The sequence below is a fragment of the Neorhizobium galegae genome, from assembly GCF_017877055.1.
GTDB classification, from domain to species: Bacteria; Pseudomonadota; Alphaproteobacteria; order Rhizobiales; family Rhizobiaceae; genus Neorhizobium; species Neorhizobium galegae_D.
Genome location: NZ_JAGIPG010000002.1, coordinates 252,024 through 276,107 on the forward strand (window position 1 = coordinate 252,024; position 24,084 = coordinate 276,107).

General features: G+C 62.6%; 28 protein-coding genes. 7 read left to right on the forward strand and 21 right to left on the reverse strand.

All coding sequences use genetic code 11. From position 1 onward, the window contains the following. The first annotated feature begins 193 nt into the window (after positions 1-193). Complete coding sequence (locus J2857_RS11465; RefSeq protein WP_046638097.1) at positions 194-406, forward strand: hypothetical protein; 213 nt, start codon at positions 194-196, stop codon at positions 404-406. A gap of 76 nt (positions 407-482) precedes the next feature. Continuing rightward, positions 483-854 carry a hypothetical protein gene (locus J2857_RS11470; RefSeq protein WP_210010324.1) on the forward strand — a complete coding sequence of 124 codons (372 nt, stop codon included), beginning with the start codon at positions 483-485 and terminating at the stop codon, positions 852-854. Between the two features lie 17 nt (positions 855-871). Here J2857_RS11470 and J2857_RS11475 read toward each other — a convergent pair whose 3' ends face one another. Further along, a complete protein-coding gene (locus J2857_RS11475; protein ID WP_210011647.1) occupies positions 872-1,339 on the reverse strand; it encodes a YbaK/EbsC family protein in 468 nt (155 codons plus the stop codon). A gap of 471 nt (positions 1,340-1,810) precedes the next feature. Here J2857_RS11475 and J2857_RS11480 point away from each other — a divergent pair, with 471 nt between their 5' ends. Further along, on the forward strand, positions 1,811-2,020 hold the full coding sequence (locus J2857_RS11480; RefSeq protein WP_007754264.1) for a cold-shock protein: 210 nt from the start codon (positions 1,811-1,813) through the stop codon (positions 2,018-2,020). Positions 2,021-2,497: 477 nt separating this feature from the next. Here J2857_RS11480 and J2857_RS11485 read toward each other — a convergent pair whose 3' ends face one another. Both J2857_RS11485 and J2857_RS11490 read right to left on the reverse strand, forming a co-directional pair. Then, complete coding sequence (locus J2857_RS11485; protein ID WP_210010325.1) at positions 2,498-3,886, reverse strand: M20/M25/M40 family metallo-hydrolase; 1,389 nt, start codon at positions 3,884-3,886, stop codon at positions 2,498-2,500. A 131-nt stretch (positions 3,887-4,017) separates the two neighbouring features. Continuing rightward, positions 4,018-4,449 (reverse strand): MarR family winged helix-turn-helix transcriptional regulator, encoded by a 432-nt coding sequence (locus tag J2857_RS11490; protein ID WP_046602923.1) that lies wholly within the window; start codon positions 4,447-4,449, stop codon positions 4,018-4,020. Between the two features lie 414 nt (positions 4,450-4,863). Between J2857_RS11490 and polA the strand changes: the two genes are divergently transcribed. Beyond that, entirely contained in the window at positions 4,864-7,854 is a 2,991-nt protein-coding gene (gene polA, locus J2857_RS11495) for a DNA polymerase I (protein WP_210011648.1), read from the forward strand. Positions 7,855-7,863: 9 nt separating this feature from the next. Here polA and J2857_RS11500 read toward each other — a convergent pair whose 3' ends face one another. From J2857_RS11500 to phnG, 16 genes are all read right to left on the reverse strand, one after another. Continuing rightward, positions 7,864-8,160, reverse strand: coding sequence for a hypothetical protein (locus tag J2857_RS11500; RefSeq protein WP_210010326.1), 297 nt, complete (start codon positions 8,158-8,160; stop codon positions 7,864-7,866). Between the two features lie 77 nt (positions 8,161-8,237). Continuing rightward, on the reverse strand, positions 8,238-8,837 hold the full coding sequence (phnN, locus tag J2857_RS11505) for a phosphonate metabolism protein/1,5-bisphosphokinase (PRPP-forming) PhnN (protein ID WP_210010327.1): 600 nt from the start codon (positions 8,835-8,837) through the stop codon (positions 8,238-8,240). Further along, the gene (locus J2857_RS11510; RefSeq protein ID WP_210010328.1) at positions 8,837-9,976 is read right to left on the reverse strand and encodes an alpha-D-ribose 1-methylphosphonate 5-triphosphate diphosphatase; all 1,140 of its coding nucleotides are present in this window, start codon (positions 9,974-9,976) and stop codon (positions 8,837-8,839) included. Before J2857_RS11510 ends, phnN begins: the two co-directional genes overlap by 1 nt. Beyond that, complete coding sequence (locus J2857_RS11515) at positions 9,973-10,686, reverse strand: DUF1045 domain-containing protein (protein ID WP_210010329.1); 714 nt, start codon at positions 10,684-10,686, stop codon at positions 9,973-9,975. Before J2857_RS11515 ends, J2857_RS11510 begins: the two co-directional genes overlap by 4 nt. A gap of 112 nt (positions 10,687-10,798) precedes the next feature. Continuing rightward, positions 10,799-12,142, reverse strand: a complete 1,344-nt coding sequence (gene phnE, locus J2857_RS11520) for a phosphonate ABC transporter, permease protein PhnE (protein ID WP_210010330.1) — start codon at positions 12,140-12,142, stop codon at positions 10,799-10,801. Continuing rightward, the gene (phnE, locus tag J2857_RS11525; RefSeq protein ID WP_432420161.1) at positions 12,142-13,113 is read right to left on the reverse strand and encodes a phosphonate ABC transporter, permease protein PhnE; all 972 of its coding nucleotides are present in this window, start codon (positions 13,111-13,113) and stop codon (positions 12,142-12,144) included. The genes phnE (J2857_RS11520) and phnE (J2857_RS11525) overlap by 1 nt, the downstream gene beginning before the upstream one ends. A gap of 80 nt (positions 13,114-13,193) precedes the next feature. Beyond that, positions 13,194-14,105 carry a phosphonate ABC transporter substrate-binding protein gene (gene phnD, locus J2857_RS11530; RefSeq protein ID WP_210010332.1) on the reverse strand — a complete coding sequence of 304 codons (912 nt, stop codon included), beginning with the start codon at positions 14,103-14,105 and terminating at the stop codon, positions 13,194-13,196. Positions 14,106-14,186: 81 nt separating this feature from the next. After that, positions 14,187-15,044: a phosphonate ABC transporter ATP-binding protein gene (gene phnC / locus J2857_RS11535; RefSeq protein WP_210010333.1), complete on the reverse strand. Its 858-nt coding sequence runs from the start codon at positions 15,042-15,044 to the stop codon at positions 14,187-14,189. A gap of 115 nt (positions 15,045-15,159) precedes the next feature. Continuing rightward, on the reverse strand, positions 15,160-15,777 hold the full coding sequence (locus tag J2857_RS11540; RefSeq protein ID WP_210010334.1) for a DapH/DapD/GlmU-related protein: 618 nt from the start codon (positions 15,775-15,777) through the stop codon (positions 15,160-15,162). Further along, on the reverse strand, positions 15,774-16,484 hold the full coding sequence (gene phnL, locus J2857_RS11545) for a phosphonate C-P lyase system protein PhnL (RefSeq protein ID WP_210010335.1): 711 nt from the start codon (positions 16,482-16,484) through the stop codon (positions 15,774-15,776). The genes J2857_RS11540 and phnL overlap by 4 nt, the downstream gene beginning before the upstream one ends. 11 nt (positions 16,485-16,495) lie before the next feature. Beyond that, entirely contained in the window at positions 16,496-17,272 is a 777-nt protein-coding gene (phnK, locus tag J2857_RS11550) for a phosphonate C-P lyase system protein PhnK (RefSeq protein ID WP_007758030.1), read from the reverse strand. Between the two features lie 241 nt (positions 17,273-17,513). Continuing rightward, positions 17,514-18,395, reverse strand: a complete 882-nt coding sequence (locus tag J2857_RS11555) for an alpha-D-ribose 1-methylphosphonate 5-phosphate C-P-lyase PhnJ (RefSeq protein ID WP_210010336.1) — start codon at positions 18,393-18,395, stop codon at positions 17,514-17,516. A gap of 30 nt (positions 18,396-18,425) precedes the next feature. After that, positions 18,426-18,701, reverse strand: a complete 276-nt coding sequence (locus tag J2857_RS11560) for a hypothetical protein (protein WP_210010337.1) — start codon at positions 18,699-18,701, stop codon at positions 18,426-18,428. Beyond that, the gene (locus J2857_RS11565; RefSeq protein WP_210010338.1) at positions 18,698-19,807 is read right to left on the reverse strand and encodes a carbon-phosphorus lyase complex subunit PhnI; all 1,110 of its coding nucleotides are present in this window, start codon (positions 19,805-19,807) and stop codon (positions 18,698-18,700) included. The genes J2857_RS11560 and J2857_RS11565 overlap by 4 nt, the downstream gene beginning before the upstream one ends. Positions 19,808-19,898: 91 nt before the next feature. After that, complete coding sequence (gene phnH / locus J2857_RS11570) at positions 19,899-20,501, reverse strand: phosphonate C-P lyase system protein PhnH (RefSeq protein WP_210010339.1); 603 nt, start codon at positions 20,499-20,501, stop codon at positions 19,899-19,901. Further along, complete coding sequence (gene phnG / locus J2857_RS11575; protein ID WP_210010340.1) at positions 20,501-20,974, reverse strand: phosphonate C-P lyase system protein PhnG; 474 nt, start codon at positions 20,972-20,974, stop codon at positions 20,501-20,503. Before phnG ends, phnH begins: the two co-directional genes overlap by 1 nt. 85 nt (positions 20,975-21,059) lie before the next feature. Here phnG and phnF point away from each other — a divergent pair, with 85 nt between their 5' ends. The 3 genes from phnF to J2857_RS11590 all read left to right on the forward strand — a co-directional run bounded on the left by phnF (position 21,060) and on the right by J2857_RS11590 (position 22,467). Beyond that, positions 21,060-21,800, forward strand: coding sequence for a phosphonate metabolism transcriptional regulator PhnF (gene phnF / locus J2857_RS11580; protein WP_210010341.1), 741 nt, complete (start codon positions 21,060-21,062; stop codon positions 21,798-21,800). A 98-nt stretch (positions 21,801-21,898) separates the two neighbouring features. Continuing rightward, positions 21,899-22,093 carry a BrnT family toxin gene (locus tag J2857_RS31390; protein WP_432420162.1) on the forward strand — a complete coding sequence of 65 codons (195 nt, stop codon included), beginning with the start codon at positions 21,899-21,901 and terminating at the stop codon, positions 22,091-22,093. Beyond that, the gene (locus J2857_RS11590) at positions 22,006-22,467 is read left to right on the forward strand and encodes a BrnA antitoxin family protein (RefSeq protein WP_432420163.1); all 462 of its coding nucleotides are present in this window, start codon (positions 22,006-22,008) and stop codon (positions 22,465-22,467) included. The genes J2857_RS31390 and J2857_RS11590 overlap by 88 nt, the downstream gene beginning before the upstream one ends. 13 nt (positions 22,468-22,480) lie before the next feature. Here J2857_RS11590 and J2857_RS11595 read toward each other — a convergent pair whose 3' ends face one another. After that, positions 22,481-23,116, reverse strand: a complete 636-nt coding sequence (locus J2857_RS11595) for a 2,3-bisphosphoglycerate-dependent phosphoglycerate mutase (RefSeq protein ID WP_210010343.1) — start codon at positions 23,114-23,116, stop codon at positions 22,481-22,483. Between the two features lie 25 nt (positions 23,117-23,141). Next, a complete protein-coding gene (gene dapB / locus J2857_RS11600; protein WP_210010344.1) occupies positions 23,142-23,960 on the reverse strand; it encodes a 4-hydroxy-tetrahydrodipicolinate reductase in 819 nt (272 codons plus the stop codon). Positions 23,961-24,084 lie beyond the last annotated feature (124 nt).

Sequence of the window (24,084 nt, forward strand, 5' to 3'; positions counted from 1 at the left end):
TTGTCAATTTATTAGCCAAGGCTCAAAATCCTCTCTCCTGTGGCTTGTAGACCTTTTTGTTCCTCGGGCGCCGACAAGGCCGGCGCAAGTCTGTCGCAATAGAAGGCCGCTGGTAAGTTTCTCCAGCCGCCGTTGTAGGGCAGGGCGAGGGGGATGGTCCGCCGGTCGGGCACCGTATGATCGGGAGGGTTATATGCCTACACAGATGGTTAGAAATCCTGTCAACCCCGACCAGCTCAGCTTGCTGCAGCAGGTCTTTGACCAGGCTTGCGCCGAACACCAGATCGATAAGGCGAGCCCCGATGCCGAGGCGCTCGCACTGATCCTGGTGAATTCCCTTCAAAAAGGCTCGGACGACAAGCAGAAGCTCGCGGCGCTGGCCGAGGCGCTGGCGAAAAGCCGATAGGTTCCTGCTTTAAACGAGGAACCTATCAGTCCTTCGGCAGTTGACCGATCTCTCGATCAACTCAAGGAGGCCGGTAATGGCAGAGCCCATCAGAAACCTGAATACGCCCGCGAAGTCGGATACGCCCTCTTTCGACCACGAACCCAGCGAAAACGTCCGGACCGAGATTGCGACGCTTCGTTCCGAGATCGCCAGTCTGCGCGAGATGCTCGCCGAAAAGACCGGCGCTGCCTATGACAAGGTCGCCGAGCGCGCCGGGAGCGCTGCGCATTACGTACAGAATGAAGCGAGCTCGGTGGCCGGCACCATCCGCGAGCATCCCGCGGCCACCACGACGCTGTTCACCCTGATCGGCGCAATCGGCTTTGCTATTGGTTACGTGGTTGCGACCGCTTCGGCGGAAAGCAAACATGCCTGGTACGACCGTTATCTGAGCGGCCGCCTGTAGGAAGGCGGCACGACTGTCTAGACCGGATCCTGGCCGACATCGACCCAGGTCGCTGCGGTCAGGTCCGCCATGCGGTCGGGGCTGATGCGGACGGCGGCATTGATGGCGCCGGCCGCAGGCACGACGGCCTCGAATTTCCGAAGCGACACATCGCAATAGATCGGCATCGGCGAGGACAGCCCGAACGGACACACGCCGCCGATGGGATGGCCGGTGATATCAGCCACCTCGTCACCGCCGAGCATGCGCGGCTTGGCGCCGAAGTAGTCCCGGAATTTACGGTTATCCAGGCGGCGGGTTCCTGACATCACCACAAGCAGGGCAATGTCGCCGGCGCGTACGCAGATCGTCTTGGCAATCTGCTCGGGCGCCACCCCGTGGGCGGCAGCGGCAAGCGGCACGGTCGCCGAGCTTTCCGCGGTAATGATCACGTGGATATCGGAGGCGTTGGCGGCGAAGAAGGCGCGGACGGATTCGAGGCTCATGCCCTCAAACTGGCGCAGGACGATGCCGCCCGCAAGAGGACAAAGAAGCCATGCGGACATTGCAATGCTGCACTGCGATATTGTGACTGTTTTTTAAGCTTGGTTCCTTTATGTTCAACTCATCGACGGGCGCACTCCTCCTCCCAGCGCCCCCGATGGGACCGACAACACCTCCTCCTCCCAGTTGTTGGTCAGTTTCGGAAACCCGGCGCACCTCCTCCCGCGCCGGGTTTTCTGTTTTATGCCCATTGAAATTGCTGGTAATTTTGCCTCTCCGGGCCAGCCTTAATTTTCCCGATCTTGACCTTTTTGAGCGAAGCCATTATCTGGTTCGCCATCGATATTTGTTTGATAGCCAGCACTATGCGCCTCGCGGCGTTTGCGACGATCTCTCTTCAAATACGAAACTTCAACGTTCCAAGCGCCTTAGCGTGGAATAGTCGGTCATATTTGCAAGGGAAAGGCATCGTTATGGCTACCGGTACTGTAAAGTGGTTCAACGCAACCAAGGGCTACGGCTTCATTCAGCCTGACGACGGTTCGCAGGACGTTTTCGTTCACATCTCCGCCGTTGAGCGCGCTGGCCTCGGCCAGCTCAAGGACGGTCAGAAGATCTCTTACGAACTCGTCAGCGACAAGCGTTCTGGCAAGGTTTCCGCAGACCGCCTCCAGGGCGCATGATCTGCTGAAGACTTCAGTGTCGAACTTGCGAAAGGCCGGCTCGTCCGGCCTTTCTGCTTTTTGGAACGAAGGTCCCTCCGTTTAGAGCGATTCTAATTAACCCCTTGTAAACGGAAACCGCAGCTCCCATTTAACGGTCAATAGCGTTTTCGACGCACCGCATGGTCGGGGCTCCAAAAGCTTCAGCGAGCATGCGTGTTACGGCAAATACGGGCGACCGTGCCGTCCTGAGGCAGTTTTCATATCCGCGTTAACGGGATGTTTACTTAACCGGGGGACGATGACCGCTAGAGCCGCAGTGATCTGAAAAGATCGAAGAGCGGCCGCGTCGGAAATGCTTGTCCCATTTCGAGTGACCACGGATGTACTGGCACCAAGTGAATGGGAGTGGAAAGGTCGGGCTTGCCCGGCCTTTTTGTTTTTAAGGGCCTGACGCGGGGACGCGTCAGGCCCTTCTCCGTTTCAGGCCTTCCAAGGTCAGTCCGCCAGGGCCGCGATGATGCGCGCCCACGAGCGGATACCCTTGTGGAAGGAGCGCAGGTCGTATTTCTCGTTCGGCGAGTGGATGCGGTCGTCGCTGAGGCCGAACCCGACGAGCAGCGATTCCATGCCCAGCGTCTTCTGGAAATCGCCGACGATCGGGATCGAGCCTCCGACGCCGACAACCAGAGCCGGCTTCGGCCACTCCTCGGAAAGCGCCGTCTTCGCCTTGGTGAGCACCGGTGAATCATAACCAAGCTGGATCGCCGGCGAACCGCCATGTTTCAGGAACTCGACCGAGCAATCGGCAGGGATCTTCGAGCGCACATAGGCGCGAAAACTCTCGCGGATCTTCTCCGGATCCTGGCCTCCAACCAGACGGCAGGACACTTTGGCCGAGGCCTTCGAGGCGATGACGGTCTTGAAGCCCTGGCCTTCGTAACCGCCGCTGATGCCGTTGAATTCGCAGGTCGGCCGCGCCCAGAGCAGTTCGAGCAGCGAACGGCCCTTTTCGCCGGCCAATTCCGACAAGCCCACTTCCCCAAGGAAATCGTCGCGACCGCTGACCAGGCTTTCCCAGGCAGCCTTGATGTTGGACGGCGTCTCCTCGACGCCATCATAAAAGCCTTCGAGCGTCACGCGGCCGGTATCGTCATGCAGCCCGGCCAGGATTTTCGACAAGATCTGGATCGGGTTTGCCGCAGCGCCGCCGTACATGCCGGAATGAAGGTCGCGGTTGGCGGCGGTGACGATGATTTCCTCTCCGACCAGGCCGCGCAGCGACGCGGTGATCGCCGGCGTATCCGCGTCCCACATGCCGGTATCGCAGACGAGCGCGTAATCGGCCTTAAGTTCGGCGGCATTGGCGTCGAGGAAGGGCGTGAGCGACGGAGAGCCGGATTCTTCCTCGCCTTCGAAGAGGATTGTGACGCGCACCGGGAGCGAGCCATGGACATCCTTGTAGGCCCTGCAGGCTTCGACGAAGGTCATCAGCTGTCCCTTGTCGTCGGCGACGCCGCGGCCCGTCAGCACCTTGCGACCGGCAGCGAGTTCCTTGACCTTGGGATCGAAGGGATCGTCCTCCCAGAGCTCGATCGGATCGATCGGCTGGACGTCGTAGTGGCCGTAGAACAGCACGTGCGGCGCGTCAGTGCTGGCGCCTGGATGATGGCCGACGACCATCGGATGGCCGGTCGTATCGCGAACCGACGCGTCGAAGCCGAGATCCTTCAGTTCGGCCACCAGCCACTCCGCTGCCTTGCGGCAATCGGGCTTGAAGGCTGGGTCGGTGGAGATCGACTTGATGCGGACGAGGCCGAACAGGCGATCGAGGCTTGCGGCAAGGTTCTGGTCGGCGCGGTCGAGGACGGAGGAAAGATCGGTCATGGGAAATCCTGTCTTTGAAATGCGGGACCTCGAGGCCAGGAGGCAAAAGCGGCCCGTCGTTTCGAATGCCCGACCTTGTTAGCAAGTCCGGCACGGAGGAGACAATGGCAAAGAAGTGGAGGCCGTTGGCTTTAGATCTTGCGGGCGTTCTCGACGATCATCCGCATGTATTCGATCATCAGCTCGCGCTCGAAGCGGCGAAAGCCTGAAAAAAGTGCTGCATCCGCTTCGGATGCCGCTTCGACGGCCTGGACTTCCAGCTCGCGGCCGAGCGAGGTCAGCGTGATGATCTGTGCCCGACGATCGTTCGGATGGGGGGTGCGCTGGATGAGGCCGTCCCGCTCCATGCGGGCAAGCGTGTTGGCGAGCGTCGCCTGCTCGACCTCCAGCTTGTCGAGGAGTTGCTTCTGCGTGAGGCCGTCTTCCTGCCAGAGTTCGAGCAGGACGGGAAACTGGCCGGGAGAAAAGCCAAGCACCATGGCTCGCTTCTGCAAGGAGCGCGCAAAGCCTTTGGCGAGTTGGCCCGCCAGGTATGTCGCCGAATGCGAGCGGTCGAATCCCATGGCTTGGTCTTCATCCCTCCCTGAACGAGCCCGTTTGCGAGCGGTATCTGCCAGATATATCGCACGCCATGCTTTCTCCAAGCCTGTGCGAAGACGGGGGAAATGACAAGTCTTTCCTGCGAAAGGGCAATAAAAAACCGCCACGGCAGGGAGGGGACAGCCGTGGCGGTTCTGATGGAAGGACAAAGGCCCGGAGAGGGGGATAGGCCTTTGTCCGGTCTGGTTCGGCGGGGGACAGGCCGGCTGCCAGACTGCGGCGTGATCAATCGCCGGTAACCATGAAATGTGGGGCCGGACCGGGCTTTTCAAGATAAAGGCATATTACAAATCGGTAACGTTCCGGTGAGGGCGGGAGGCTTCGCGGCGGCGAAGTTTTCGTGGACGGATCAAATGCCCCACGCTATTCCTTGCGCCATGAAAAAAGGCGATCATCTTTTCCTTATCGACGGTTCCGGCTTCATTTTCCGTGCCTTCCACGCGTTGCCGCCGCTCACCCGCAAATCCGACGGCCTGCCGGTCGGCGCCGTCTCCGGTTTCTGCAACATGCTGTGGAAGCTCTTGACCGACGCGCGCGATACGTCGGTCGGCGTGACGCCTAGCCATTTCGCCGTCATCTTCGACTATTCGGCCAAAACCTTCCGCAAGGAACTCTACGATGCCTACAAGGCGAACCGCTCGGCGCCGCCGGAAGAGCTGGTCCCGCAATTCGGTCTGATCCGCCAGGCGACCCGCGCCTTCAACCTGCCCTGCATCGAGACGGAAGGTTTCGAGGCCGACGACATCATCGCGACCTACGCCCGCCAGGCGGAAGCGACCGGCGCCGACGTCACGATCGTCTCTTCCGACAAGGACCTGATGCAGCTCGTGACGCCGAACGTCCATATGTACGACAGCATGAAGGACAAGCAGATCGGCATTCCCGACGTCATCGAGAAATGGGGTGTGCCGCCGGAAAAGATGATCGACCTGCAGGCAATGGTCGGCGATTCGGTCGACAATGTGCCGGGCATTCCGGGCATCGGCCCGAAGACGGCAGCCCAGCTTCTCGAGGAATTCGGCGATCTCGACACGCTGCTTGCCCGCGCCGGCGAGATCAAGCAGGTGAAGCGCCGCGAGAACATCGTCGCCAATGCCGATCTGGCCCGCCTTTCGCGCCGGCTGGTGTCGCTGCGGCTCGACGTGCCCCTGGACCTCGATCTCGACGCGCTGGTGCTGGAGCCGCAGGACGGCCCGAAACTGGTCGGTTTCCTGAAGACCATGGAATTCGGCACGCTGACGCGCCGCGTTGCGGCAGCCTGCAATTGCGATGCCGATGCCATCGAACCTGCCGTCGTGATTGTCGAATGGGGTCAGGCCGCCCGCGGCCCGGACCTTGATGCCGGCGGTGCGGCAGCGGTCGACACCGGCGAGGCAGCGGCAGAAGCGCCCGCCAATCCGGCCAAGGCCCCGGTCGCCAAGGGCACGGGCGAGGCCACGCCTTCGGAATTTGCCAAGGCCCGCATCGAAGCCTTTGCCAATGCCAAGCTCGATCCGAGCTGCTACCTGACCATCCGCGATCTCACGGTTCTGGACGACTGGATCAGGGCGGCCCAGGAGACCGGTCTCGTCGCCTTCGATACGGAAACCACCTCGCTCGATCCGATGCAGGCGGAACTGGTCGGCTTTTCGCTGGCGCTTGCCGACAACACGGCCAACCCATCCGGTCTCGAAGTCCGTGCGGCCTATGTGCCGCTCATCCACAAGACCGGCGTCGGCGACCTGCTCGGCGGCGGGATGGCGGAAAACCAGATCCCGACCCGCGAGGCGCTGGCGCGGCTGAAACAGCTGCTGGAGGACCCATCGGTCCTGAAAGTGGCGCAGAATATGAAGTTCGATTACCTGCTGATGAGGCGCCACGGCATCACCGTCGAGGGTTACGACGATACGATGCTGATGTCCTATGTGCTGGAGGCCGGCAAGGCGAGCCACGGCATGGACGCGCTGTCGGAACGCTGGCTGAACCACAAGCCGATCACCTTCAAGGAAGTCGCCGGCAGCGGCAAAGCCGGCGTGACGTTCGACTTCGTCGATATCGACAAGGCGACCGCCTATGCGGCGGAGGACGCCGACGTGACGCTTCGCCTGTGGATGGTGCTGAAGCCGCAACTGGCGGCTGCCGGGCTGACGCGCATCTATGAGCGGCTGGAGCGGCCGCTGGTCTCCGTGCTGGCTCGCATGGAAGAGCGCGGCATCACCATCGACCGGCAGATCCTGTCCAGGCTTTCGGGAGAGCTTGCCCAGCGGGCCGCCGCCTTCGAAGACGAGATCTACGAGCTGGCGGGGGAAAAGTTCACCATCGGTTCGCCGAAACAGCTCGGCGACATCCTGTTCGGCAAGATGGGCCTGCCGGGCGGCGCCAAGACCAAGACCGGCCAATGGTCGACCTCGGCCAGCGTGCTGGAAGATTTGGCTGCCGAAGGCCATCCCCTGCCGCGCAAGATCGTCGACTGGCGCCAGCTCACCAAGCTGAAATCCACCTACACGGATGCGCTGCCGGGTTACGTCCATCCCGAGACCAAGCGGGTGCACACCTCCTATGCGCTCGCCTCAACGACGACCGGCCGCCTGTCCTCCTCCGAGCCGAACCTGCAGAACATTCCGGTGCGCACGGCGGAAGGCCGCAAGATCCGCACCGCCTTCATTTCGACGCCCGGCCACAAGCTTCTGTCCGCCGACTACAGCCAGATCGAACTGCGCGTGCTCGCCCATGTCGCCGACATTCCGCAGCTCCGCCAGGCCTTTGCCGACGGGATCGACATCCACGCGATGACGGCCTCCGAAATGTTCGGCGTACCGGTCGAAGGTATGCCGAGCGAAGTGCGCCGCCGCGCCAAGGCGATTAACTTCGGCATCATCTACGGCATCTCGGCTTTCGGGCTGGCCAACCAGCTGTCGATCGAACGCTCCGAAGCGGGCGACTACATCAAGAAATATTTCGAGCGCTTCCCGGGCATCCGCGATTACATGGAAAGCACCAAGACCTTCGCCCGCGAGAACGGTTACGTCGAGACGATCTTCGGCCGCCGGGCGCATTATCCGGATATCAAGTCCTCCAACCCCTCGCTGCGCGCCTTCAACGAACGTGCCTCGATCAATGCGCCGATCCAGGGTTCTGCCGCCGATATCATCCGCCGCGCCATGGCGAAGATGGAGCCGGCGCTCGAAGCGGCCGGACTGAACGGAAGAGCCCGCATGCTGCTTCAGGTGCATGACGAACTGATCTTCGAGGTCGAGGACGAGGCGATCGACCAGACCTTGCCGGTGATCATCTCGACCATGGAACATGCGGCCATGCCGGCGATCTCGATGCGGGTGCCGCTGAAGGTGGATGCTCGCGCCGCCAGCAATTGGGACGAGGCGCATTGAGCGTGAGGCTCAGTGTTCCTGCGGATAGAGAGACAGAAGTGCGGTCGAAAGCAACTCGTCGGCATAGGTGCAGGCGGTGAGCCGCGCGTCTTCGGGCATATTCATCTCGTGACAACGCTGGTGCACGGCTTCGAGAACGAGATTGCTGATTCCGCGGGCGTGTTCGACATCCGCGTTTTCGGACGTGTCCATGGCAAGCGCCAATGCCGTCATGGAGACGATTTCGAGAACAACGACGCGCGCTTCCAGATCGACGGCCATTGCCCCATCGGGACGTTGCCCCTCGCGCGGCTTGCTCCGACTCATGATTTTTCCCTTCCTAATATAAGGAAAAGCACATAGAGCCGACTCAGAGACTTTAAAGAACGATCGAACGTTTTTCGTTACCTAATCTGGTGGCTCGTAAAGCAACCGTTGAGGGCCTCGACCAGGGCCTTGCCGGCATCTTCGAGCGATCCGCTATTGTCGATCGTCAACACATGGTAATCGCCGGCCACGGCAAGCGAGCTGCGTTCGAGACGCCGAAGTATTTCCTCGCGCGTTTCCCGTCCGCGTGCTTCGAGCCGGGCCGCGAGCACGTCCAGGCTGGCGGTGACGTTGATGACCACCAGCGACGGATAAGCATCCTTGAACCGGGCAAGTGCTGAACGTGAGCCATTGGCGATGACCAGCCGGCCTTTTGCCACGGCCTCTTTCGTCTCGACAGGTATGCCGTATCGCAGGCCATGGGCACCCCAGGAGACCGCAAAGCGGCCCTCCTTTTCCAGCGCCGCGAATTCCGCTTCGGAAACACCTTCGTGGTCCTCGCCGCCGGCCGCGGCATCGCGGGTGATAATCCGCCGTGCGAAGACGACGTCATCGCGCCCCTCGAAATATCGGGCGGCATAGGCCATCAGCGTGTCCTTGCCGGCCCCGCTCGGGCCGACCACCGCGACCATGCAGCCGCTTCGCGGCTGTTCCGTTGCTGTCGGCTTGGCGTCCATCAGGCGACCCGCCGGCCTTCCCGCCAGACGGCGCGCGAGACGGGAACCCCCTCTTCATGGTGGACGCGGACGATATCGGCGCGCAGACCCGTTGCGATCCGGCCCCGGTCGTCGAGGCTGACGGTGCGGGCAGGTGTCGAGGTGACCATGGCGAGCGCTTTCGGAAGCGAGATGCTCTCCACCTCTGCGGCAAGCACGAACGGCGCATGCAGCAGGCTGAGCGGTACGTAATCGGAAGAGAGCACATCGAGCACGCCGCGTTCAGCGAGATCGCGGGCGGCGATATTGCCGGAATGCGACTTGCCGCGAACGATGTTCGGAGCACCCATCAGCACGCTCATGCCTGCTCCGTGCGAGGCCTTGGCGGCATCGAAGCTGGTCGGGAACTCCGCCAGCCGCACACCGTTGTCGATCGCCTCGTCCACATGGGAGAGCGTCGCGTCGTCATGGCTTGCGACCGTAATGCCACGCTCGGCGCAGACCTTCGAGATCGCTGCACGGTGCGGCGTCGAGTTGCGTTCCGACTCTCCCTGGCGTTTAGCCACGAAGGCCGCGAAAGCCTCGTCGCTGAGACCGCGCTTTTTCTGATAATACAGCGTGTACTGATCCATCGTCTGGAACTGCCGCTGGCCCGGCGCATGATCCATCAGCGAGACGAGCCGGACATGCGGATCGTTCTCGAAATCGACGAAATGCTCCATGCAATTGTCGGCGGAGACCTCGCAGCGCAGGTGCAAAAAGTGTTCGGAGCGCAGGCGACCATAGGCGCCGGCCGCGGCAATCGCATCCGCCATGGCGCGCATTTCGCCATGGGCAAAGCCGCCGTCCTCGTCGGCACCCATGCGCAGGCAGTCGAAGACGGTGGTGATGCCGGACGTGGCAATCTGCGCGTCATGGGCCTGGATCGCCGCCGTGGTGTTCCAACGCACGCCCGGACGCGGCGAATAATGCTGTTCCAGATGGTCGGTGTGAAGCTCGACCAGGCCGGGAATCAGATAGTCGCCTTCGAAATCCTCGCCGGTATGGACCGTGCCTTCCGAGATATCGGTGATCTTGCCGTTCCGGATCTGGACGGAACCGGAGATCACGCTGTCCTCGAGCACGATGCGGGCATTGGTAAGCACGAGTTCGGCGGTCATGATGCAGTCTTTCTGTTTTCGAAGGCGGACGCCAGGGGAAGCCAGCGATGGGCGATGAAGGGTGCGCCGCGCTCGGGCTCCACGAAGATGGCGAGCCCATCGACGGTCAGCGGGGTGTTGGCGAAATCGGCAAAGCGGCGGTCGAGCTCGCGGCGCATGATGGGCGCATGCTCGGGCGGAACCTGCCCGGTCAATGTCATGTGGAAGCGGAACTCGTCCATGACATAGGGATAACCCCAGCGGTCGAGATTGGCGCGCTGGGCCGAGCTTAGCATATCAGGTTTACGCCGCGCGATATCGGCCTCCGACAGCGGTGCGCGAAAATGTTCGAACTCTTCGACGACGCGTCCGGCGTAATGCTGGAGCTCGGGGTAAATCGTATCGGGCACCAGCGCGAAGAACCGCCCGAGCTGGCCGACGATGACGTTCGGGATGTCGAAGACCGGCGTCTCTGCGGCAAAGCGTTCGGCGGCCCTGATCAGCTCGGCTTCCGTCCGGTCCGGATGCAGTTCGAACGGCGCCTTGAGCGTGGCGTGAAAGGCGTAGCGGCGCGGATCGGCGGTCAGCTCGTGGACGGTGTCGCGCGGCAGGCCCTCGACATCGGGCGTTGGAAACGTCTCGGCCGTAAACGCGTCACGGCCGAGCCAACGGGCTGCAGCCTTCGTCAGCGGATGGTTTTCAGCGGGCGAAAAATAGAGAGCGTAGCGCAAAACGGGATTCCGGAATCAGGAGAAGGCCGGCCGACTTTAACCGTCCGCCGGCCCGCGAAACAGGACCCTCGGCTAAAAGATTTCCATGACAGAATGATGATAATCCGGCCTGTCAGTGGCCCTTTTTGCCCATCACGCGCGAACGCAGCGCGTTGGAGAGATTGTCGAAGACGAAGACCACCAGAAGGATCAGGAGGACCATGTAGGCGACCTTGTCCCAATCCGCGTTAGTCTTCATGGATTCGAGCAGCTTGAGGCCGATACCGCCCGCGCCGACAGCACCGATCGCGGTTGCCGAACGGGTGTTGGACTCCCAGAAATACAGCGATTGCGAGATGAAGATCGGCAGGACCTGCGGCACGACGCCGTAACGCTGCACGATGACCGGGGCCGCACCCACCGACTTGACGCCCTCGCGCTGCTTGTCGTCGACATTCTCCAGCGCCTCCGAATAGACCTTGCCGAGCGCGCCGGTATCCGTGAAGAAGATCGCGGCGATCCCCGGCAGCGGTCCGGGACCGAAGGCGCGGGTGAAGAACAGGGCCCAGATCAGCATGTCGATCGAGCGCAGGAAGTCGAAAAAGCGTTTCATGCCCCAGTTGACCGGCCGGCTCGTGGTGATGTTGCGGGCAGCGACGAAGGCGAGCGGGAAGGCGATGAAGGTGGCAAACAGCGTGCCGACGAAGGCCATGACCAGCGTCTGCATCAGCTTGGAGAGAATATCGCCATGCTGCCAGCTGCCGTTGTTGAGAAAGTTGTCGAGCGCCAGCGAGGCATTAGACTGGGCCGGGTCGAGCCGCTCGCCGAAGAGCATCAGCCCGGCGACGCTGGTGACGCTGCGGCCCCAGAAGGGCGATTGCGTGTCGAAGAAGAAATTCGCCCAGCCGAGGAAACGCCGCTGCACATAGACCTGGCTGTTGCGGATTTCCGCCTGACCGGCAAAGCCGAACCGGATATTGACCTTGTTGTCGTCCTGCACCATCCGCGCCGGCGCACCGGCCGGCAGGACCGCCCGGTCCCCTTTGATCGCCACGGGGTAGAGCTTGCCGTCGATATAGACATCGACCTGGCTCGGGGTCACTTCGAGCCGGTTTTCACCGCCGAAGAGCACCGTGTAGCCGCCGTTCGAGGTCGGCCTCAACCAGTCGATCGCCGCGCCCTCGGGATATTGCCGGCGGCTCGTCCATTGCGGCATGACCTGACCGTTCTGGAAGCGCAGGCGGGGCTGCGCGCGCCAAGAATACCAGTCCTGGAGGTAGATCGCCGCGCGATCCCAGTTGCCGTTGACGAAGGTCGGGATGACCTTGAAGAAGGAGAAGCAGAACGCGAGGTAGACGGTGACCGCGACGGCCGCGATCACCAGGCCCCAGCGCTGCATGAAGCTGCGGTGAAAGACTTCCGGATAGGCGGCGAGCAGGCGTTCGCGATCGGCGGCATTGACGGCGAGATTGGACATCAGGCAGCTCCCCGGCCGAATTCGAACGATTGCTTGCCGATCAGCCGGCGGCGCAGCCAGGCCGAGAACTGGTCGACGCAGATGACGGTGACCAGGAGAAGGATGATGATCGCATAGGTCTTTGCGGCGTGGTCGCGGCCGATCGACAGGCTGAACACCTCCCCGATGCCGCCGCCGCCGACAGCGCCGATAATGGTCGAGGCGCGCACGTTGATCTCGGTGCGTAGCAGCGTGTAGGAGACGAAATTCGGCAGGACCTGCGGCAGGATCGCGAAGCGGACGCGCTCCAGCCAGCTGGCGCCTGCGGCCTGCAGGCCCTCGTCCGGCTTCATGTCGGCATTCTCGACCACTTCGAAGAACAGCTTTCCGAGCGCCCCGATGGTGTGGACCGACACGGCAATGATCGCCGCGATCGGACCGATCGACAGGATTGCGGCCAGCAGGCCGGCGACGACGATTTCCGGAAAGGCGCGCAGGATTTCCATGACGCGCCGCACCACCCAGCGCGTGAGACCGGCGCCGACGAGATTGGTGGAGGCGAAGAAGCACAGAAGGAAGGCGCCCGTGGCGCCGAGGATGGTCGAAACGATGGCGATGTTGATGGTGATCGCCAATTGGTAGAAGAAGTTCGGAATGTAGAAACTGTCGGTGATCCAGACGCGATCACTCGTGTAATCGAACTTGATCGATCCGTCCGAATAGGGAGACGGCAGATCGAACATGGCGCGGAAGATTTCCAGCGGGCTGTTCGGCACGAAGCTTTTCAGGAAGTCGAAGAAATAGGGAAGGCGTTCGAAGAACTTGCCGGAATTCGCTTCGTTGGCGAAGTCCAGCGACGCACCGAGCACGATCAGGAAAACGACGATGGAAACGACGGTATAGATCCGCCGCGTCCGCACCTGGCTCTGGTAATGGTCGAGGATGGTGCGGGAGCTTTCCTGCAGCCCGCTGAACTGAGCGGGTTCGGCCATATGCGCCATTCTGGGCATCCTTGTTGAACGAGCGGCGGCATCGTCATGATGCCGCCGCAGGATATTGATCAGACGTTGGATCAGCCGCCGATGACAGCCTTACGAGCGTCGATGATGGTCTGGTAGAACTTCTGATCGACCGGTGCCCAATCGACGTAGCCGCCGCCCGTGAAGCTCTCGAAGCAGGCCTTGTCCTTCTTCGGCAGCTCGGCAAAGAAGGCGGTCACCTTCTTCTTCATGTCGTCGGAAAGCTTGTTGGAAACCATCAGCGGGCCGTTCGGGATGAGCGGCGACTTCCAGACCTGGACGATGTCGTCCATGTCGAGCAGGCCCTTGGAGACCATGATGTGCAGGTTGCCGGACGAGTAGCCCTGTGCCCAGTCACCAACGGCCGAACCGAAGGTGGTGCCGACGTCGAACTTCTTGTCGAGAACGCCGAGAACGAGGTTCTCATGGCCGCCGCCGAAGCCGGTTTCGGAGAAGTACTGCTTGACCGGCATGCCGACATCCTTCGGCAGGGCGACGTTCGGGACGAGGTAGCCGGAGGTCGAGTCCGGATCGGCGAAGCCGATCTTCTTGCCCTTGGCATCGGCGAGCGTCTTGATGCCCGAATCCTTGCGGGCGACCATGATCGAGTAGTAGCCGGTAGAACCGTCGGCCTGCTTGGTGGTGAGGACCGGGGTAACGGCGTTCGGGTCCTTGATGTAGATCGCTGCGTAGGAAGCAGCACCCATGACGGCGAGGTCGATCGTGCCGCCGAGCAGGCCCTGGATGACGCCGTTATAGTTCGGCGACGGGAACAGCTTGACGTCCGAAGCGCCGGTCGCGGCGATCAGGCCCGGCTTGACGCATTCGGTGCGGCGGACCTGGTCGGCTTCGTTTTCGCCGCCGTCGAGACCGATGCGCAGAACCGGTGCGCTCTGGGCGTGGGCCTGGCCGGCGACGGCAGCAATGGCGATCGTCGCCATCAGGATCTTGCGGAATGCAGACATGGAAGTCTCCTTTGGTGATTGGGGTGGTCAACCCGGAAAGGGCGTCAGTCTTCCGGCCGCGTCGCGGCTGCCGGAAATGGCTCAGCGCATGGCGGCGGCTTCCGTCGCCATGCCGGATGTGTCGATCGCGACCGCAGCCCCGCCACGGCGGGTGGAAGCAAGGCTGGTCGACGTCATGGTCTCGTCGATCCCAGCTCCATCCTTGTCGGAGCCGTAGATCTCGCGCACGGCGTTGGCATTGAGTTCCTGCGGCGGGCCGTCGAAAACGACGCGGCCGCCCGCCATGCCGATGATCCGCTCGCAATAGCTGCGGGCCGTATCGAGCGTATGCAGATTGGTGATCACCGTAATGCCTTCGCGCTCGTTGATGTCGCGCAGCGCATCCATGACGATCTTGGCGTTCAACGGATCGAGCGAGGCGATCGGCTCATCGGCGAGCATCATTTTAGGTGCCTGCACCAGGGCACGGGCGATCGCGACGCGCTGCTGCTGGCCGCCGGAGAGCGTCCCGGCCGCCTGCAGCGCCGTCTGTTCGATGCCGAGCCGTTCGAGGGCCGCCATCGCCATGACGCGCTCGTCGCGGCTGAAGATCTTCAAGAGGCTCATCGTCGTCGAGCGGTGATTGAGGCGGCCGAGCAGCACGTTGGTCATCACGTCGAGGCGCGGCACCAAGTTGAACTGCTGGAAGATCATGGCGCAGTCGCGCTGCCAGTTGCGCAACGCCTTGCCCTTGAGGGAGGAGACTTCGGCGCCGTTGAAATAGATGGAGCCGGAACTCGGCTCCTGCAGGCGGTTGATCATGCGCAGCAGGGTCGACTTGCCGGCGCCGGAACGGCCGATGATGCCGACCATCTGGCCCTGGGGAATCTCGACGTTCACGGCGCTCACCGCGATACGATCGCCGAAACGGCGGGTGATGTCCCTCAATTCGAACTTCATGCTCTCTCGCCAATTCAGCTTTTTTTCTGAGAGCTCGATAGCGATGGTTGATGAAGTCTGAATGTCGGATTTATGTCGGTTTTATTATATTCCGAAAACGCCTGCCGCGCTTCCGTTACCTGCTGTGACGCGACACGAATTCTTCGGCCGAAAGTACCCGGAAATCATCGAGAGCAGCCCTCAGTTTCAGGTGGTCCCAATCCCACCAGGCAAGCCGGTCCATCGCTTCGCCGACCGCTTTCGTAAAACGCTCGCGGATGAGCTTTGCCGGCACGCCACCGACGATCGTATAGGGCGCAACGTCCTTGGAGACGACCGCGCCGGCGCCGATCACCGCACCGTTGCCGACGGTGACGCCCGGCAGCACGGTGGCGCCATGGCCGATCCAGACGTCATGGCCGATCGTGACACGATGCTCGCGCCGCCATTCGAAAAAGCTCTTTTCGTCCTCGGCATCGTCCCAGTAGCTGGCGGCGCGATAGGTGAAGTGGTGCAGCGTCGCCCGCCAGGTCGGGTGGTTGGTGGCGTTGATGCGTACCGAGGCCGCCATGTTGACGAACTTGCCGATCGTCGCACACCAGATCGAACCATCCTGCATGATGTAGGAATAAGCGCCGATCTCGGCCTCGCTGATGCGGCAGCGCTCGGAAACTTCCGTATACGGGCCGAGCGTGGAATTGCTGACGTTCGCCGTCTCGTGGATTGCGGGCTCGAGGCCTACCTTGACGCTCATGCTGCGACTGCCTTTCGGGGAGAAAACTGGGAAACGTCGAGAACGCGATCAGCCACGGCCTCGCGCACTTCCTCGTCATGGAAGATGCCGAGAAGGGCGACGCCTTCCCGCTTCTTGTCAGCGATCATGTCCACCACGACGCGCCGGTTGGTCGCGTCGAGCGACGCGGTCGGCTCGTCGAGGAGCAGGATGCGATGGCTGGTGATGAAGCCGCGGGCGATGTTGACGCGCTGCTGTTCGCCCCCCGAAAACGTGGCGGGCGGCAGGGCCCAGAGCTCCTGCGGCAGGTTGAGCTGGGCCAGAAGCTCGGCCGCCTTGTCGCGGGCTTCCGCAGCGGCAATGCCGCGGGCGACCAGTGGTTCGGCGACCACGTCGAGCGCGGAGACACGCGGCACGGTGCGCAGGAACTGGCTGACGTAACCGAGCGTATGCCGGCGCACGTCGAGCACGGTGCGCGGATCGGCGCGTGCGATGTCAACGAGCCGGTCCTTGTGGTCGACGAGGATCTGCCCGGCATCGACCGCGTAATTGCCGTAGAGCATCTTGAGGATCGAGCTCTTGCCGATGCCAGACGGGCCGCCGAGCACGACGCATTCGCCGCTTGCGACGGAAAAACTCACATCGTTGACGACCGGCAGCTTGATGCCGTCGCGCAGATGCATGGTGAAGCTCTTGAAGACTTCGGAAACGACGAGAGGGGTGGCCATCGGTATTCTCCTCAGACCTGCAGGATCGATGAGACGAGCAATTGCGTATAGGGCTCGCGGGGGTCGTCGAGCACGCGGTCGGTCAGCCCGTGCTCGATCACGTGGCCGTCCTTCATTACCATCATCCGGTGCGACAGGAGGCGGGCGACCGCGAGGTCGTGGGTGACGACGATCGCCGACAGGCCAAGATCGTTGACGAGGCCGCGCACCAGATCGAGCAGGCGAGCCTGCACCGAGACGTCGAGGCCGCCGGTCGGCTCGTCCATGAACACCAGGCGCGGGCCGGTGACCAGATTGCGGGCAATTTGTAGTCGCTGGCGCATGCCGCCGGAAAAGGCGCGGGGCTGGTCGTCGATGCGGTCGGTGCCGATCTCGACGCGGGTCAGCCAGTCGCTCGCCGTCTCGCGGATCTTGCCGTAATGCCGGTCACCGACCGCCATCAGCCGCTCGCCGACATTGGCGCCGGCGGAAACCGTCATGCGCAGGCCATCGGCCGGGTTCTGGTGCACGAAGCCCCAGTCGGTGCGCATCAGGAAGCGGCGCTCGGCCTCGCTCATATGGTAGAGATCGCGGAAATTGCCGTCGCGCATCCGGTATTCGACACTGCCGGTGGTCGGCATCAGCCGGGTCGACAGGCAGTTGAGCAGCGTCGTCTTGCCGGAACCGGATTCGCCGACGATGGCGAGCACTTCGCCCGGCCACAGCTCGAAGGACACGTCCTTGCAGCCGATCCGGCTGCCGTAGAACTTTGAGACGCCGCTGACTTTGAGGAGAGGGGTGTCGGTCATTGAGCGTAGTCCTTGGAGGTCAGTGCGTGGGGTCTATTGCTCTCCGTCCTTCCGGACACCACCGCCTTCGCCGTCATCCTCGGGCTTGACCCGAGGATCCAGGCCATCGCTCTCCATGCGTCGAAATTTGGAAAGCCGCTGAGGCAAAAGAGTGTGGATCCCCGGGTCAAGCCCGGGGATGACGGAAGGTGAGAAGGGGGAGATGTCCGGCAGGACAGAGGGGGGTAAGCCGCAACCACCATCACTCAGCCGCCTCCTTGGCAGGCGCCAGCATGGCGCCGACATGGCCGTGTTCGCGGCGGTCCTCGCAATTGTCGGTATCCGAACAGACGAACATGCGGCTGCCCTTGTCGTCGAGCACCACCTCGTCGAGATAGACGTTCTCGGCGCCGCAGAGCGCGCAGGGCTTGTCGAAGGTCTGGATCTCGAAGGGGTAATCCTCGAAGTCGAGGCTGACGACGTCCGTATGGGGCGGCACTGCGTAGATGCGCTTCTCGCGGCCCGCACCGAAAAGTTGCAGCGCTTCCGACCGGTGCATTTTCGGGTTGTCGAACTTTGGTGTCGGCGACGGGTCCATCACGTAGCGGCCCGCGACCTTGACCGGATAGGCATAGGTCTTCGAGATGCGGCCGTTACGGGCGATGTCCTCGTAAAGCTTCACATGCATGAGGCCGTATTCTTCCAGCGCATGCATCTTGCGGGTCTCGGTCTCGCGCGGCTCGAGGAAACGCAACGGTTCCGGGATCGGCACCTGGTAGACGAGGATCTGGTCCTCGGCGAGCTTGTGTTCCGGAATCCGGTGGCGGGTCTGGATGATTGTCGCGTCCTTCGTATGGGTCGTGACGGCGACATTGGCGACCTTCTGGAAGAAGGCGCGGATCGAGACCGCATTGGTCGTATCGTCGGCGCCCTGGTCGATCACCTTCAGCACGTCCTGCGGGCCGATGATCGCAGCTGTCACCTGCACGCCACCGGTTCCCCAGCCATAGGGCATCGGCATTTCGCGCGACGCGAAGGGTACCTGGTAACCGGGGATGGCGATCGCTTTCAAGATCGCGCGGCGGATCATCCGCTTCGTCTGCTCGTCGAGATAGGCGAAGTTGTAAGTGGCGAGGTCCGTCATCTTGGAGTATCCTGTGACTGCATGAACCAACTAGAAGGAAAGGCTGTCATGGACGCCATCACTTCGAACGGATTGCTCGGCGTTGCCGTATTTGCGGCTTTCATCGCCTTCGGGATCATTTTGCCCTTCTATGTCATCAAACCACGCAGACGCGCCGCGGCTGGCGGCAGCACCGGGGATGCCGGTTATGTCGGCGGCACCGCTGATGGCTGCAGCAGCGCCAGCGCAGGCGGCGCCTGCGATGGCGGAGGGGGCGGCGGTGACTGAACTGCGTCCCTTGGCGTAGGACGCCTCGGCGGCAATCATTCTGCTGCCTCCTGAAGCTCGCCCCTGTCACCCTTGCGGGCAGCCTCGATGTCCAGACGCATCTTGCGTACCAATGCGAGTTCCGCCTGGAAATCGACGTAATGCGGCAGCTTCAGGTGCTCGACGAAACCGGTCGCCTGCACGTTGTCCGAATGCGAGATCACGAATTCCTCGTCCTGCGCCGGCGCGGTAATGTCCTCGCCGAGTTCCTCGGCACGCAGCGCCCGGTCGACCAGCGACATCGACATCGCCTTGCGCTCGCTCTGGCCGAAGACCAGGCCGTAACCGCGGGTGAACTGCGGCGGCGCCTTGGAGGAACCCTTGAACTGGTTGACCATCTGGCATTCGGTGACGCGGATACGGCCGAGCGAGACGGCAAAGCCGAGTTCTGCAACTTCGATCTCGACTTCCACCTCCCCGATACGGATTTCGCCGACAAAGGGATGGTTGCCGCCGTAACCGCGCTGGGTGGAGTAGCCGAGCGCCAGCAGGAAACCCTCGTCGCCGCGGGCGAGCGCCTGCAGGCGCAGATCCCGGCTCATCGGAAATTCCAACGGCTCGCGGGTAAGGTCGCCGGCCTGATGGTCTTCGGAAAATTCGCCATCCGCCTCGATCAGACCCTCATGGGCAAGAATGTCGGAAACCCGCATGATGTGTTCTTCCGGCGTGCTGCGGCGCTCCGGTTCGTCGACCGGTGGGTCGGTCAGCAGCGAAGGGTCGAGCAGGCGGTGGGTATAGTCGAAGGTCGGCCCGAGAAGCTGGCCGCCCGGCAGGTCCTTGTAGGTCGCTGAAACGCGCCGCTCGACCTTCATGCCCGCCGTATCGACCGGGACGGAGGAGCCGAAGCGCGGCAGCGTGGTGCGATAGGCGCGCAGCAGGAAGATCGCCTCGATCATATCGCCGCGCGCCTGGCGGACGGCGAGTGCTGCGAGCGCCCGGTCATAGAGCGAGGCCTCGGCCATCACGCGGTCGACGGCGAGGCCAAGCTGCTCGACGATCTGCTCGATGGTGACGGAAGGAAGCGAGCGATCACCCCGACGCCGGTCGGCCAGCAGCCGGTGAGCGTTGTTGATGGCGGCCTCGCCACCCTTGACGGCAACATACATGGTTCATTCTCCTGGCCATTACCGGCATCCCATTAAAGATGCGGGAAGGGTTTGGTCGTTCGGCCCCAAGGTTAAAAAGTCGGTCGACTGTTCATTGGGTGGCGATGCGTACGGTCCGCGGCAGGCACAACAGGTTTTTGCCGGCCGTCAGGATGACATCGACGCCGCGCGGGAAGAGCGCCCGGTTGTCGGCCCAGAGCCGCGGAAAGACTTCCGGCAGGCCCTTCACCATGACGGCGCTCGCGTGCGGAATGCCAGGACCGGTCAGCGTCAGCGGCAGGCCTTCGCCAAGTGCCGCGACCTCGATCACCAACGTCGTCGAGCGGTCGGGATATTCCTGAGTACCGGCCGAGAACAGGCCGAACGACGCGAGCGTTGCGCCGGCCTCCACGAAAGCTAAGCGGGCCTCGGCCTTTTCGCGGGTGATCGGCGCGCCGGTGTGGAAGCCGATCCATTCGCCGACGGCCGATTTGAAAAGGCCCGCACTCAGCCATACGGGCGTTTCATGGTCGCAGAGGGTCACGGCGATCGCCCCGGCCGCTCCTCCAAGCGGTTCCGGCTGGCCGACATCCGGTCCGACGGTACGGATGGTTCCGGGACGGGCCATGCTGTCCATGAGCATGCGGAACACGTCCTGGGATTCGAAGACCGGCTCTCTGAACCCGCCGGAAAGCGCTTGCGTCTTGATGTTCATCAGTCGTCCCCCCGTACCATGGTGAAGAAATCGACGCGGGTTGCGGCCGTCTCCTCCGCCTTCTGTTTATCTTCCGCTGCGATGCGCTGCTCGATCCGGTCGAGCAACGCGGCCTCCACGAAATCGCGCGTGCCCGCCTCCTGCCAGAGTGCGTCGAAGACGGCTGCGAGCCGGACATTGTCCTTCGCGGTGCCGAGCGCCTGCGCATGCCCGGCGGTACCGGATGCCAGGAGCACCGTCGCACGCGTCACCGTCGCCTCCCCGAGATTGAAGGGTGCGCCACCGCCGCCGATGCGGCCGCGCACCATCACCAGTCCGGTCTCGGGCCCACGCACCGGCCTGACCTCCGGTTTGGTCGGAAGCTTCTCCCAGGCGGCACGCAGGTCGTTCGTCGTCGCGCGCGCAAGCAGCCCAGCGGCGCGGCGTCGCGCGGCGATTTCTGCATTCGGCTCGATTTGTTTCGCCAGGTCCATTTGCCAAGCTCCTAAATGTCTATTGATATAGACAACCATACAAGTTATATGTACTACTAACTTCTGGATATAACAAGCGTGTGACATGGATACGGGGCAGACAAACGTTCACCGTCAAAACGGCGTGGCACTATGGCGACAGATCGCCGACCGCATTCGCGCCTCGATCGCCAATGGCGATTATGACGCGACCGGCAAGGTGCCGCCGGAATTCACCCTCGCCGCACAGTTCGGCGTCAACCGACATACGGTGAGGAGCGCGCTTGCCGCCCTCGCTCAGGAGGGTATCGTCCGTTCGGTCCAGGGGCGCGGCACGCTGATCGAGCGCAAGGAACGGCTGAACTTCCCGATCACGCGGCGGACCCGGTTCAGCGAGGGCATCGGCGATCAGGCGCGGGAAAAGGAAGGCCTGCTGCTTCATTCGGCGCAGGAACCGGCGTCTGCCGACCTGTCGGCGCGGCTGCGCATTCCTGAAGGCGCCACGGTGATCCGCCTGGAAACGCTGCGGAAAGCGGATCACCGCCCGGTCTCCCGCTCGACCACCTGGTTTCCGGCCGACCGTTTCGACGGCATCGAGGAAGCCTACAGCAAAAGCGGCTCGATCACCGTGGCATTCCGGATGCTCGGCCTTTCGGACTATCTGCGTGTTTCGACGGAGGTGACCGCAACCCACGCGGACGGAGCGGATCTCGCCGACCTGCAGCTATCGCCGGGAGCCATCATCCTCGTTGCCCGCGCGCTGAACACAGATCCGGACGGCGTGCCGGTGCAATACGCCGTTAGCCGCTTTCCGGCCGACATGGTGCAGTTCACGATCGAGAATTGAGTTCGCGGGCTTCGCTTGCGTAATTGCAAAATCATAATTATATTTTTGCAATGAACCTGATGCGTTTCGAATAGGATCGCGCAAAGGCGGCGGCGAATATCAAGAAACACGGCGTCAGCTTCGAGATCGCTGCGCGTGTTTTCGCCGACCCTTTCGTCCTGATCGAGCAGGATCGTATCGAAGGTGGTGAGCAGCGTTGCAGGCGTTGGGTTCTGTTGACGGTCTCGCAATTTTGCTCGTTGCTCACACGATCTACGAGGACGAAGAGGACGACGGGCAAGCTTACGAAGTGATCCGGATCATTTCCGCCCGAAAAGCCGATCCGAAAGACGACGTTATGAAGAAGAGCGCTGATATGGTTCGGTACGAGGTCGACAAGAATAGTCTGCCGCCTCTGACCGACAAGCAGAAAGCCGAGCTGGCGGCTCTGTCGGAGCTTCCGGATGAGCAGATAGATTATCGTGACGTTCCAGGCTGGACCGACGAACAACTGCAGAATGCGGGGAGGGGACGATTCTATCGCCCCCTGAAACAGCAGATCACGGCCCGGGTGGATGCCGATGTGGTGGACTGGCTCAAGTCGCAGGGCAAAGGGTATCAGGCCCGCATGAATGCGATCCTCCGCCGGGAAATGCTGGCTTCGCTGAAATCCCAAAAGCGGACCTGATTGTGTCCGGCGCTCAATGCGCGCCGGACATGTCGCCGAGAACGTCCTTCGACGCCACGGTCGAGTCCGCCTTCAGCGTGTAGACCATCGGCACGCCGGTCGCGAGATTGAGCTTCAGGATTTCCTCCTTGCTCAGGCGGTCGAGAACCATCACCAGCGAGCGAAGCGAATTGCCGTGCGCGGCGACGAGGACCTTTTCGCCACGCAGCACGCGCGGCAGGATTTCCGTCATGTAATAGGGCCAGACGCGGGCGCCGGTATCGCGCAGGCTCTCGCCGCCAGGCGGCGGAACGTCATAGGAGCGGCGCCAGATATGCACCTGTTCCTCGCCCCATTTGGCGCGCGCATCATCCTTGTTGAGGCCTGATAGATCGCCGTAGTCGCGCTCGTTGAGGGCCTGGTCGCGGATCGTCTCGAGATCCGGCTGGCCCACCTTGTCGAGAACGATCTTCAACGTGTCCTGGGCGCGCTTCAACACCGAGGTGAAGGCGATGTCGAATTTTATGCCGGTTGCGGCAAGCGCTTCGCCGCCAGCCTCGGCTTCCTGAATGCCGAGCGGCGTCAGATCCGGGTCGCGCCAGCCGGTGAAGAGGTTCTTGAGATTCCAGTCGCTCTGGCCGTGGCGAACGAGGACGAGAGTTCCGCTCATGAGATGATTTCCTCCGGGGAGATTTTCAGGAAAGCCCGAGCACGTCGAGCATGGAATAGTGGCCGGGCTTCTTGTCGCGCGCCCAGAGCGCCGCGGCAACTGCGCCGCGGGCGAAGATCGAGCGGTCGCGGGCGCTGTGCGAGAGCGTCACCAGTTCGCCTTCGCCGGCAAGCACGACGGAATGGTCGCCAACGACCGAGCCGCCGCGCAGCGTCGCAAACCCGATCGTGCCGGCCGGTCGGGCGCCCGTATGGCCGTCGCGCACACGAACGGACTGGCTTGCGAGATCGATGCCGCGGCCCTGCGCTGCGGCTTCACCGAGCAGCAGCGCCGTGCCGGATGGCGCATCGACCTTGTGCTTGTGATGCATTTCGAGGATCTCGATATCCCAACCGGCAGCGGGCAAAGCCTTTGCCGCCTGCGCGACGAGCACGCCGAGCAGGTTGACGCCGAGGCTCATATTTCCGGACTTGACGACGCGCGCGTGACGGCCGGCCGCTTTGAACTTTTCCTCGTCATCGACCGAGCAGCCGGTCGTACCGACCACGTGGACGATGCGCGCCTGCGCGGCAAGGACCGAGAACGCGACGCTGGCCGCGGGCGTGGTGAAATCGAGCACACCGTCGGCATCGAGAAAAGCCTTCAGCGGATCGGAGGTTACCGGAACGCCAAGAGTCCCGACACCCGCAAGCTCGCCGGCGTCCTTGCCGACGAACGGCGAACCTTCGCGCTGAACGGCCGCGTGCAGCGTCACGCCTGCTGTTTCATGGATGACCCGGATCATGGCCTGGCCCATCCGGCCCGCAGCACCAACCACCACGAGTTTCATGTCATTTGCGGTCATGCTCGGTGCAGTCCTTGCTTCGTCGGTCGATCTTTTTGAGCGGGTTACAGCTTGTGGCGGCGAGCGTAAAGGCCGCTTCCGCACCGCGCAAGCATCTCTTGCATGCCGTCTCCAGGAAAACGGG